Origin of the sequence: Pseudomonas sp. JL3, assembly GCF_031570575.1 — a bacterium.
GTDB lineage: Bacteria > Pseudomonadota > Gammaproteobacteria > Pseudomonadales > Pseudomonadaceae > Aquipseudomonas > Aquipseudomonas cucumis.
This window is the reverse complement of the sequence record NZ_JAKWJK010000020.1, coordinates 17323-29318: the sequence shown is the minus strand read 5'-3', so window position 1 is coordinate 29318 and position 11996 is coordinate 17323. Positions and strand designations below refer to the sequence as shown.

The following is an 11996-nucleotide window of genomic DNA, read 5'->3' as shown; positions in this document are numbered from 1 at the left end:
GCACTGTTTACCGAAAGTCATGAATGGAGAATTGCTAAGCGCAAAAGATCGCAGCTCTTAAGCAATATCACTATGACTGAATTCCTCGCCCAGAAAGTCGATCAAGGCCCGCACCGACGGCAACAATCCGCGTCGTGACGGGAAGATCGCATGCACGATCCCGCACTTGGGTGTCCAGCCCGGCACCAGTTCCACCAGTCGACCGGCAGCAATGTCATCACGCACCACCACACTCGGCAAATGGGCGATGCCGATGCCGGCGAGCACCGCGTGACGTAAGGCCAGCAAGTCGTCGGTGACCATGCGAGGGGTATGACGAATCAGCGCGCTGGCACCGTCGGCACCGAACAATTCCCACTGATATTCACGCTGCGCGCCACCCCAATGCACGCTCGGCAGACCGCTGAGATCAGCCGGCGTGGCCGGTGACGACAAGCGCTGCAAAAACGCCGGAATGCCCACCAGGCATTGGGTGCTGTTGCCCAGCACCTTCATCACCATGTCGGTGTTTTCCAGCGGTGGAAAGCGCACGCGCAGAGCGATATCGAACCCTTCGTGAATCAGGTCGACCCGGCGGTTGGTGCTTTCGATAAACAACTCCACCAACGGGTATTTGAGCATGTAGCGGGTCAGCATCGGCCCGACCCAGGAATTCAGCAGCGCCGTCGGGCAACTGATGCGCACCAGGCCCTGGGGTTCGGAGCGATTGCGTTCGATCAGTTCGGCGGCGCTTTCGGCTTCCACCCGCATGGCCAGGCAGCGCTGGTAATAGGCCTGGCCGATTTCGGTCAACGAGCAATGCCGGCTGGTGCGGTGCAGCAGGCGCACGCCGAGGCGTTCTTCGAGCTCGGCAATGCGTCGGCTGAGCTTGGATTTGGGCATGTCCAGCGCCCGCCCGGCCGGGGCGAAACCGCGATGCTCCACCACTTGGGTGAAGTAGTACAGGGTGTTGAGGTCTTCCACCATCGTTCTCCAAATAGAACGCTAAGGCTGATTTTTGCAGTCTAGCGCACCAAAGGCTCCGGTTTTAAGCTTTGTCCATCGCGTCACACAACAGATTTGGAGGAAAAGATGAAGAACATCATCGGTGTCTACACCAGCCCACGAACCCATTGGGTCGGCGACGGTTTTCCGGTTCGCACGCTGTTTTCCTACGACAACCTGGGCAAACACATCAGCCCGTTTCTGCTGCTGGATCACGCAGGGCCCGCTGAATTCAGCCCGACCACCGAGCGTCGTGGTGTTGGTCAGCATCCTCACCGTGGTTTCGAAACCGTGACTATTGTTTACAAGGGCGAAGTGGAACACCGCGACTCCACCGGCAGCGGCGGCAAGATCGGCCCCGGCGACGTGCAATGGATGACCGCGGCCTCGGGGATTGTTCATGAAGAGTTCCACTCCGAAGATTTCGCCAAGAGCGGCGGCACCCTGGAAATGGTGCAGCTGTGGGTCAACCTGCCGGCCAGGGACAAGATGGCCGCGCCCGGTTACCAGACGATTCTCGACGGTGACATCCCGAACATCGCACTTAAGAACAACACTGGCAGCCTGCGCTTGATCGCCGGTGAATTCGAAGGCCATCGCGGCCCGGCGCGCACCTTTACGCCGATCGACGTATGGGACGTTCGCTTGAACGCCGGCAAGTTGCTGACCCTGGATCTGCACGAAGGACGCAACACCGCACTGGTGGTGCTGCGCGGCACGGTTCAGGTCAACGGCTTGGAACTGGTGCGAGAAGGGCAGTTGGCGTTGTTCGAACGCCATGGCAATCAGCTCAGCCTGGAAGCCAATAACGACGCCGTGGTGTTGTTGCTCAGCGGCGAGCCGATTGACGAGCCCATTGTTGGCCACGGCCCGTTCGTGATGAACACCGAGCAAGAAATTCACCAGGCCTTTGCCGACTTCCAGTCGGGCCAGTTCGGCCGGATGCCCGTTTGAAATCATTGTTGTAGCGCTGTGGCGTACCGGGCTTGCCTGGCCACGTTTAAACGAAAAATCAGAGTTCACTTACGCCGGCCCGTTCGGCATCGATAAAAAGCGAGGATTACCCCATGACTACTTCCTACAAACGTCTCGACAAAGATAACGCCGCCGTTCTGCTGGTCGATCACCAGGCGGGTTTGCTTTCTCTGGTGCGCGATATCGATCCGGACCGTTTCAAGAACAACGTGCTGGCCCTGGCCGACCTGGCCAAGTACTTCAAGCTGCCAACGATTCTGACCACCAGTTTTGAAACCGGCCCCAATGGCCCACTGGTGCCGGAACTCAAGGCACTGTTCCCGGACGCGCCATACATCGCTCGCCCAGGCCAGATCAATGCCTGGGACAACGAAGACTTCGTCAAGGCGATCAAGGCTACCGGCAAGAAACAACTGATCATCGCGGGTGTGGTGACCGAAGTCTGCGTGGCATTCCCGGCGCTGTCGGCTTTGGCCGAAGGCTTTGAAGTGTTCGTGGTGACCGATGCTTCCGGCACGTTCAACGAACTGACCCGTCAATCGGCATGGGATCGCATGTCGTCCTCCGGTGCCCAACTGATGACCTGGTTCGGCCTGGCCTGTGAGCTGCATCGCGACTGGCGCAACGACGTGGAAGGCCTGGCGACTTTGTTCTCCAACCACATCCCGGACTACCGCAACCTGATGACCAGCTACAACACCCTGACCAACGCCAAGTAAACCCTGGCAGCACATACACACATAACTTGTGGGAGCGGGCTTGCCCGCGATAGCGGTCGATCAGTCAACATCACAGTGACTGACCAATTGCCATCGCGGGCAAGCCCGCTCCCACAGTGTTTTGTGTTGTTCTGAAGACATCAAATCCTCCTACACTGTGCCCATCCGTACCCTTGCTGGAGTTGCTTGATGCTGTCACTGCTCACCGATCATCCGTTGCTCAGCGCGCTGATCCTGATCCTGGTCGATCTGGTGTTGTGGCGTTTGATCACAGCCAGCGGCAGCAACTGGAAACTGGCGGTACGACTGGTGATTTTCTCGTTGTTCAGCGTGCTGCTGTTCAACGAAGGCTTGAATCCCATGGCGCCGGCGCCTTGGGTCGACAATGTGCCGTTGCACCTGGCGGCCACCGGTTTGCAGATCGGCTGGTGGTTGTATGCAGCGCGCACCCTGACGGTGTTGATCGGCGCGGTGATGATGCAACGGGTCGGGCACACCGGGCGTTTGCTGCAAGATCTGCTCGGCGCGGTGATTTTCCTGATCGCAGTCATCGCTGCCCTGGCGTACGTGCTCGAATTGCCGGTCAAGGGCGTGCTGGCAACGTCCGGTGCGTTGGCGATCATCGTCGGCCTGGCCTTGCAAAGTACCCTCAGCGACGTGTTCTCCGGGATCGTCCTGAACACTACAAAACCCTATCAACTGGATGACTGGATCTCCATCGATGGCACCGAAGGCCGGGTCACCGACATCGACTGGCGCGCCACGCGCCTGCAAACCGCGCAAGGCAGCATGGCGGTGATTCCCAACTCATTGGCGGCCAAGGCCAAGATCATCAACTTCAGCCGACCCAGTGACATTTTCGGGGTATCAATCAGCTTGCAAGTAAGCCCCCATGCGCGTCCGCAAACGGTGATTGATGCACTGGAGCGGGCCATGCAGGGCTGCCGCTTCCTGTTGGCCAAACCGGCGCCGAGTGTGTCGTTGAAAAGCTCCGGCAGCGCTGGCATGGAATACGAAATCAGCGGATTTGTAATCTCCATGGATCAGAAGCGCATGGTGCGCAATCAGTTGTTCGACCTGGCATTCCGGCATTTGCAGGCGTCCGGTGTCAGCCTGTTGTCGAGCGTCGAACCCAACGCGCCTGTTGCACTGTCACGCCCGCGGGCGCTGCTGGATAGCTCGAACATCTTCTCGACCCTGCGTCAGGAAGAGAAAGAAACCTTCAGCCAGAACATGAAGCTGCAAACCTTCCGCGCCGGTGAAATGATCCTGCCGGCGGGAGAGGTCAGCGATCACCTGTTCATCATCGAATCCGGCGTGGTGTCAGTCGCCCTGAGCCGCGGTGGCAAAAAGTTCGAGGCCGGGCGCATGGGGCCGGGTGAGGTGATTGGCGAGGCCGGGATTCTGTCCGATGAATCGGCGCTCGCCGACTTTTCGGCCAAGACCTTTTGCACCCTCTACCGCATCGAGAAGGAATACCTCAAGCCGTGCCTGGATGCGCGTCATGACATCAGCGAAGCAATGAAGGCGTTGTTCGATTACCGGATGCATACGGCTCAGACGCTGATTCAGGAAACACCCAAGGTGGTGGAGAAGAAAGGGTTTTTGCAGTGGTTGCGCAGCCGTAGCCATTGATGTGTCGGTTGCCTGTTCCGGCCCCTTCGCGAGCTGGCTCGCGAAAGAACCGGAACAGTCACTGAAAATCTTCTGGTCTATTGGCATCCTCAACTTCCCAATAATTGGCTATTTGTTCAACGTCAGGTCGGCATTAACGTAGCGCCAATCCCACCTGTGATTGGAGCTCACCATGCAACCTCGTATCGATTTCTACACGGCCTCCCCGGACGGCCTCAACGCCATGATCGCCCTGGAAACCGCCGTCTCGAAACTGCCGCTGGAAAAGTCGCTGATCGAACTGGTCAAGCTGCGCGCGTCGCAGATCAACGGCTGCGCCTTCTGCCTCGACATGCACACCGCCGATGCCCGCAAGGATGGCGAAACCGAGCGTCGTCTGTACACCTTGTCGGCGTGGCGTGAAACACCCTTCTTCACCCCCCGTGAACGTGCGGCCCTGGCCTGGACCGAGTCCCTGACGCAGCTGAGCCTGACCCATGCCCCGGACGAAGACTATGCACTGCTCAGCACCGAGTTCAGCCCCAAGGAAATGGTCGACCTGACCGTGGCAATTTCCACCATCAACAGCTGGAACCGCTTGGCCGTGGGTTTTCGTAAAATGCCTCAGGCCTGATTTTTTTGAAGTGGCGACCAGGCTCAATGCGCATCAGCACTCGGCGCGGCCGGTGGTTGTACCTTGCGCATCAAGGGCACCATCGCCGTGGCGAGGATGAAGCAGACCATGATCATCAGGAACGCGTCGCCGTAGGTTTGCGTCTGTGCTTCGCGGTAGGTCAGCAGCCATAGCTGACGCAGGCTGGCGGTGACGCCGATGTCACCGCTCTGGCCTAGAGCGGCGAAGTTATTGCCGACCTGGGACAGCCACTGATTCAGCGCTTCGTTGGTGCTGTTGAGGTTCTCCGCCAACCGGGTGAAGTGCAGGTTGGTGCGGTCATTGAGGATCGTGGCGCACGCGGCGATACCCATCGCGCCGCCGAGGTTGCGCATCAGGTTGAACAACCCCGAAGCATGTTTGAGCCGCGCGGGCGCCAGTCCGCCGAGAGTCAGGGTCACCGCTGGCGGCACCGCCAGTTGTTGAGCGATCCCGCGCAAGGCTTGCGGCAGCATCAATTCTTTGGCCCCCCAGTCATGGGTGATCGGGCTGAAATCCCACATCGACAGGGCAAACAACCCAAGGCCGCTCATCATGACCCAGCGCAGGTCGATGCGGTTGGCCAGAAAGGCGTACAGCGGAATCGCCAGGATCTGGAACACCCCGGTGGAAAAAACCGCCAGTCCAATGTCCAGCGCGCCGTAGCCACGTACACGACCGAGAAACAGTGGCGTCAGGTAAATCGTCGCGAACAGGCCGATCCCCGTGACGAATGAAAAGAAACAGCCGAGGGCGAAGTTACGGTCCTTCAGAGCACGCAGATCGACGATCGGATTGGCCACGTGCAAGGTTCGACCGATGAAGGCCAATCCGGCCAGGCCACTGATCCAGGCGGTGGTCAGAATCGTGCTGTCGCTGAACCAGTTGAAGCGCGGGCCTTCTTCGAGGGTGTATTGCAGGCAACCGAGAAACACCGCCATGAACAGCATGCTCAGGTAGTCGGCACCCTTGAGCAGGGACAGTTCCGGCTGGTCGATTTTCACCAGCATCGGCACCGCCACCGCAACGAAAATCCCCGGCACCAGATTGATGTAGAACAGCCAGTGCCAGGACGAAATGTCGGTGATCCAGCCACCGATCACCGGCCCCAGCGTCGGTGCCAGCGAGGCCACGGCACCGATGGTCGCGGCGGCGATCACCCGTTGTTTACCGGTGAAGAAAAAGAACGCGGTGGTGAACACCAGCGGGATCATTGAGCCGCCGAGAAATCCTTGCAAGGCGCGAAAGACGATCATGCTCTGGATGTTCCACGCCGCGCCGCAGAGCAGGCTGGCCAGGGTGAAACCCACCGCCGAGGCGCAGAACAACCAACGGGTCGAGAACACCCGGGACAGCCAGCCCGACAGCGGAATCACGATGATTTCGGCGATCAGGTAACTGGTCTGTACCCACGCGGTTTCGTCAGTGCCGGCCGAGAGCCCGCCGCCAATGTCACGCAGCGACGCCGAGACGATTTGAATGTCCAGCAGCGCGATGAACATGCCGATGCACATCGTGGCGAAGGCGAACACCTTGGTCGCCGTTGCCATGTTGGCGGCGTCGAACGGCTGCGCGGGGGCGGCGAGGGCGCGACTCATGGTGCGCTGGCCACAGTCGGGGTTTCAGGTTCGGCGCGGGTGTCCACTTCGGCAGTCACCGACAGACCGGGACGCAGATGGCCGAGTACGCCGTCAGCGGGATCGAGCAGGATCCGCACCGGCACCCGCTGGACGATTTTGGTGAAATTGCCGGTGGCGTTTTCCGGTGGCAGCACGCTGAACTGCGAACCACTGGCCGGCGCGAGGCTGTCCAGATGACCGTGGAATTCACGCCCCTTGAGCACGTCCGCATGAACGATCACGCGCTGGCCCGGCGTCATCCGCGACAGCTGATCTTCCTTGAAGTTGGCATCGACCCACAGCCCGCTGGCCGGCACCACCGACAGCAGTTGCGAACCGGCCTGGGCGTAAGCGCCGACCCGTGCCCGACGATTACCGATCACGCCGTCGACGGGGGCTTTCAACTCGGTGTAACCGACATTCAATTGCGCCAGATCACGCTCGGCCCGTGCCTGGATCAACGCCGCGCGCGCTTGCTGTTTTTGGGTTTCAATCACGTTCAATTGGCGTTGCGCGGCCAGCAGTTCGGCTTGGGCCCGGGCACTCTGCGCCTGTGCAGTCTTGAAGGTAGCGTCGGCCCGTTGCGCGCTTTCTACCGAGACAGCATTGCTGTTCACCAGGCGTTTGTAGCGGGCGTTATCGTCCCGCGAGCGCGCGGTTTCGGCGCCCGCGGCATCGATGCTGGCGCGGGCCTGGCCGATCACTGCGTGCTGCAGTTGTTCGGTGGCGTCGAGGTTGGCGAGCAGCGCTTCTTCAGCGGCCACCGCGCCTTCAGCCTTGGCCAGGTTGGCGCGATAGTCACGGGCGTCGAGCCGAATCAACACATCGCCGGCCTTGACCCTCTGGTTGTCGGTGACCAGCACCTCTTCGATATACCCCGCGACCTTCGGCCCGATCACCGTGACGTTGCCACCGATGTAGGCATCGTCGGTTTCTTCGATGAAACGGCCGGTGGTCCACCAATGGGCTGCGTACAGCCCGATGAACACCAGGGCCGCGATGGCCGCCGTCAGCAAGAGCAGCCTTTTAAGCAGGGGAGGCTTGGGTGTGTTTACCGCGACAGCAAGGTCGGGTTCAAGGCTGGGCATGCTGGTCATGGAGAAATACCTGTAAGAAACGATGCTTTATTACAGGTATAATATGACGTGGGTAATATTGTGTGGCAATGGGTTTCTGCTGCCGGTCGTCAGGTTGGCTATGAGTTGCAGCATGTATGGCGGACTTCTTTATCGAACGCTTTGGCCGCCCGTTCTCGGTTTTTGATTCTGGTTCAACGTTGCATCCAGTCTTTCGACGGGCCACAACACCGGGGATCGAGGGAATCCATTGCTTCCAGTTAATAGGAAGCATTACTATTCACGCCTCCTCTCCATAGCACACCGCAATGACCCCCAAGCTGCCCCGCAGACACGGCTTTTTCGAGCATTACGAAGAGTTGATCGGCACCTGGACCCGTCGCCTGAGAAATCGTCAGCAAGCCGAGGACCTGGCCCACGACACCTTCGTGCGGGTGCTTGAGTCCGATTCGGCGGCGGTGCAACAACCTCGGGCGTATTTGCACCAGACCGCGCGCAACATTGCGGTGGACGGTTATCGGCGTGAGGATCGGCGGGGCGCCATGGAGTCCGAGGCGATCGATCACAGTGTGTCGTCGTCCGGCGACCCGGAGCATTTCATGCACGCGATCCAGTTGGCGGATTCCATCGAACGGGCGCTCACCGAGTTGCCGGTCAACTGCCGCAAGGTGTTCGTCTGGCAGAAGATCGAAGGCCTGACCCAGGCCGAAATCGCCGAACGCCTGGGGCTGTCCAAGAACATGGTGGAAAAGTATATGATCCGCACCCTGCGGCATTTGCGTGATCGTCTGGACGGGTTACAACCATGATTTGCCGCGCCTTTTCATCCCCAGCCCAACAGGACTTTCCATGATGGATACTCGTGATTGTGCGTGCGGGCAAACAACGGTTCGCGACGACGCGGCGCGGTGGTTTGTGCGTTTGCAGGAGCCTGCCGTCAACGCCGAAGAGCAGAGGCGCTTCGAGATCTGGCTGGACGAACACCCTCAGCATCGCGACGAATATCAAATGCTCCAGAGCCTGTGGGCGGCGGCCGATCTGCTGCCGGCCAAGTGTTTGCACGCGTTGTGCGAAACCCCGCCGGCACGCCGCACACGTCATCCGCTGGTGCGTTATGCAGTGGCCGCCAGTGTGTTGGCGGTGGCGCTTGGCCTGGGGTTGTTCAGTGGCTTGAATCATCCGGCGACCTACACGGCTGAATATTCCACGGCCCTTGGCGAGCGTCGTCATGTGGCGTTGCCGGACGGCTCGGTGATCGATCTGAACAGCCGCAGCCGGGTGCAGGTGCGCTATGAAAAGGACCGTCGCGGCATCGAGTTGACGCAAGGCGAGGCAATGTTCAGCGTCGAGCACGACAGCAACCGACCGTTTGTGGTCGAGGCGGGCAGCGGCAAAGTGACAGTCACCGGTACCCGTTTCGACGTGCGTCGCGACAGCGCCGAAACCCGCGTCGTAGTAGAACAGGGCACGGTCAAGGTTCAAGGTAACGGCGCCGATTTCATCAGCCTCACCGCCGGCCTCGGCACTCGCGTCGATGCCCGGGGGAAAGTGGCCGCCGCCTATACGGTTAACCCTGCAGAACTGACCGCATGGCGTAGCGGCAAACTGGTGTTCAACAACGCCAGCCTCAGCGAAGTGGCCGAAGAAGTGTCGCGCTATCGTGAAAAACCGCTGACGGTCGGCAGCGCCAAAGTGGGCAATCTGCGCCTGACCAGCGTGTTCAAGTCCGACAACACCGATGCACTGCTCAAGGCCTTGCCGAGCATTCTGCCGGTGGCCATCCGCACCCTCGATGACGGCAGTCAGGAAATAATTGCCCGATAGATTCAGGTTTTTTTCGAGTTCTTCGTCTTCTTGTCCAACTGCAACTGGTTTGCATTAACAGCCGCACACTCTTGCGATCCACAGGACAATGTTCGACGTGAAGAAAACCACCGCTAAAAATAACAAATCATCCTGGCTGCCCCTTGCTCTCGCCTTGGCGGTTAGCTCGGCGCTGCCCCAGGCGTTCGCTGCCGACGCCATTCATATTCAGGCGCAGCCGCTGGGTCAGGCCTTGAGTCAGTTGGGCCAGCAAACCTCGCTGCAGGTTTTTTTCAGCCCGGAACTGGTGGCGGGCAAACAGGCCCCGGCGGTCGATGGCAACCTCTCACCGGAACAGGCTTTGCGCCAATTGCTGCAAGGCAGCGGTCTGGAATATCAGATCGATGAAGGCTCGGTGACCCTGATGCCAGCCCCGACTTCCGCCGCCAATGGCCCGCTGGAACTTGGCGTGACCGACATCAAAGTGGTTGGCGACTGGCTCGGTGATGCCGATGCTGCCGTGGTGCAAAACCATCCTGGCGCGCGCACGGTGATCCGTCGTGAAGCCATGGTCGAGCAGGGCGCCATGAACGTCGGCGACGTATTGCGTCGCGTCCCCGGTGTGCAAGTGCAGGACGCCAACGGCACCGGCGGCAGCGATATTTCCCTGAACGTCGGTGTGCGCGGCCTGACCTCGCGGCTGTCGCCACGCTCCACCGTGCTGATCGACGGTGTGCCGGCTGCCTTCGCCCCTTATGGCCAACCGCAGCTGTCCATGGCTCCGATTTCTTCCGGTAACCTCGACAGCATTGACGTGGTGCGTGGCGCCGGTTCCGTACGTTATGGGCCGCAGAACGTCGGTGGCGTGATCAACTTCGTCACCCGCGCGATTCCGGAGAAAGCCACGGGCGAAATCGGCACCACCCTGGAAACCACCCAGCGCGGTGGCTGGAAGCACATCGACACCGCGTTTCTCGGTGGCACCGCCGATAACGGCATGGGCGTGGCGCTGTTGTATTCCGGCGTGAACGGCAACGGTTATCGCAAAAGCAACAACAGCAATGACATCGACGACGTGATCCTCAAGACCCATTGGGCGCCCACCGATCAGGACGATTTCAGCCTCAATTTCCATTACTACGACGCCAGCGCCGACATGCCCGGCGGCCTGACGCAGAAGCAGTACGACGCCGATCCGTTCCAGTCCGACCGCGACCACGACAACTTCAGCGGCCGCCGCAAAGACGTGTCCTTCAAGTGGATTCGGCAGATCGACGACCGCACCCAGGCCGAAGTGCTGACCTACTATTCCGACAGCTTCCGTGGCAGCACCATCGCCGCGCGCGATCAGAAAACTCTCAGTTCCTATCCGCGCACTTACTACACCTTCGGCATCGAACCACGTGTGTCCCATGTGTTCGATCTGGGCCCGACCACTCAGGAAGCCAGCGTCGGTTATCGCTACCTGAAAGAAGGCATGCATGAAGAGGCGAGCCGTCTGGCGCTGGTGAACAATCAGCCGGTGGTCACCAGAACCTCCGATGGTCATGTGTTCCAGGATCGCACCGGCGGCACCGAAGCCCACGCCGTTTACATCGATGACAAGATCGATGTCGGCAACTGGACCGTGACCCCCGGCATCCGTTTTGAAAGCATCAGCACCGAATGGCACGACCGGTCGGTTCTCGATACCGCCGGCAGACCTGTGCAGGAGAAACGTCGCAGCATCGACAGCAATGAGCCGCTGCCGGCGCTGAGCGTGATGTATCACATGTCCGAGGCCTGGAAGTTGTTCGCCAACTACGAAACCTCGTTTGGCAGCCTGCAATATTTCCAGCTCGGTCAGGGTGGCTCGGGTGACAACACCGCCAATGGCCTGAACCCGGAAAAGGCCAAGACCTACGAGATCGGTACGCGCTACAACGATGATGTGTGGGGCGGGGAAGTGACGCTGTTCTACATCGACTTCGATAAAGAATTGCAATACATCAGCAACGATGTGGGCTGGACCAACCTCGGCGCGACGACGCACCAGGGCCTTGAAGCCTCGGTGCACTACGACATGGCGGCGCTGGACCCACGGCTCGACGGTCTGACCGCCAACGCCGGTTTCACCTACACTCGCGCGGTTTATGAAGGTGAGATCCCAGGCTTCAAGGGCCGTGACCTACCGTTCTACTCGCGTCAGGTGGCGACCGCCGGCCTGCGTTACGACGTCAACCGCTGGACCTACAACCTCGATGCCTTTGCCCAATCCAAACAGCGCTCGCCGGGCACCGCGGTGAACGCAGATGGCAGTTTCAGTGGCAACTACATCACCGAAGGCAGCGCGGACGGCCAGTACGGCGACATCCCGGGTTACGTCACCTGGAACGTGCGTGGGGGGTATGACTTTGGCTCGCAACTGTCGCACCTGAAGGTCGGGGCGGGAGTGAAGAACATTTTCGACAAGCAGTACTTCACCCGCTCCAGCGACAACAACTCGGGGATGTACGTCGGCGCACCGCGTACGTTCTTCGTGCAGGCCAGCGTCGGGTTCTGATCGACCGAGTTA

At 60.1% G+C, this 11996-nt stretch carries 10 protein-coding genes; 7 read left to right on the top strand and 3 right to left on the bottom strand.

Annotation, left to right across the window (positions count from 1 at the left end; all coding sequences use genetic code 11):
* Positions 1-57: 57 nt before the first annotated feature.
* Positions 58-966: a LysR substrate-binding domain-containing protein gene (locus MMG91_RS25095; protein ID WP_305446278.1), complete on the bottom strand. Its 909-nt coding sequence runs from the start codon at positions 964-966 to the stop codon at positions 58-60.
* Between the two features lie 105 nt (positions 967-1071).
* On the opposite strand from MMG91_RS25095, the gene MMG91_RS25090 reads away from it, so the two are divergent.
* The 4 genes from MMG91_RS25090 (at position 1072) to MMG91_RS25075 (ending at position 4926) form a co-directional block, all read left to right on the top strand.
* Complete coding sequence (locus tag MMG91_RS25090) at positions 1072-1938, top strand: pirin family protein (protein ID WP_310661025.1); 867 nt, start codon at positions 1072-1074, stop codon at positions 1936-1938.
* 113 nt (positions 1939-2051) lie between these two features.
* Complete coding sequence (gene ycaC / locus MMG91_RS25085; RefSeq protein ID WP_052963111.1) at positions 2052-2678, top strand: isochorismate family cysteine hydrolase YcaC; 627 nt, start codon at positions 2052-2054, stop codon at positions 2676-2678.
* Between the two features lie 189 nt (positions 2679-2867).
* On the top strand, positions 2868-4313 hold the full coding sequence (locus MMG91_RS25080) for a mechanosensitive ion channel family protein (protein WP_310661024.1): 1446 nt from the start codon (positions 2868-2870) through the stop codon (positions 4311-4313).
* Between the two features lie 172 nt (positions 4314-4485).
* Positions 4486-4926, top strand: a complete 441-nt coding sequence (locus MMG91_RS25075; RefSeq protein WP_305446275.1) for a carboxymuconolactone decarboxylase family protein — start codon at positions 4486-4488, stop codon at positions 4924-4926.
* A gap of 23 nt (positions 4927-4949) precedes the next feature.
* Here MMG91_RS25075 and MMG91_RS25070 read toward each other — a convergent pair whose 3' ends face one another.
* Positions 4950-6542, bottom strand: coding sequence for a DHA2 family efflux MFS transporter permease subunit (locus MMG91_RS25070; RefSeq protein WP_305446274.1), 1593 nt, complete (start codon positions 6540-6542; stop codon positions 4950-4952).
* Positions 6539-7660 (bottom strand): HlyD family secretion protein, encoded by a 1122-nt coding sequence (locus tag MMG91_RS25065; RefSeq protein ID WP_310661023.1) that lies wholly within the window; start codon positions 7658-7660, stop codon positions 6539-6541. The genes MMG91_RS25070 and MMG91_RS25065 overlap by 4 nt, the downstream gene beginning before the upstream one ends.
* Before the next feature lie 287 nt (positions 7661-7947).
* Between MMG91_RS25065 and MMG91_RS25060 the strand changes: the two genes are divergently transcribed.
* From MMG91_RS25060 to MMG91_RS25050, 3 genes are all read left to right on the top strand, one after another.
* A complete protein-coding gene (locus MMG91_RS25060) occupies positions 7948-8448 on the top strand; it encodes a sigma-70 family RNA polymerase sigma factor (protein WP_007907700.1) in 501 nt (166 codons plus the stop codon).
* Positions 8449-8488: 40 nt separating this feature from the next.
* Complete coding sequence (locus MMG91_RS25055; protein ID WP_310661022.1) at positions 8489-9463, top strand: FecR family protein; 975 nt, start codon at positions 8489-8491, stop codon at positions 9461-9463.
* Between the two features lie 97 nt (positions 9464-9560).
* Complete coding sequence (locus MMG91_RS25050; protein WP_310661021.1) at positions 9561-11984, top strand: TonB-dependent siderophore receptor; 2424 nt, start codon at positions 9561-9563, stop codon at positions 11982-11984.
* Positions 11985-11996 lie beyond the last annotated feature (12 nt).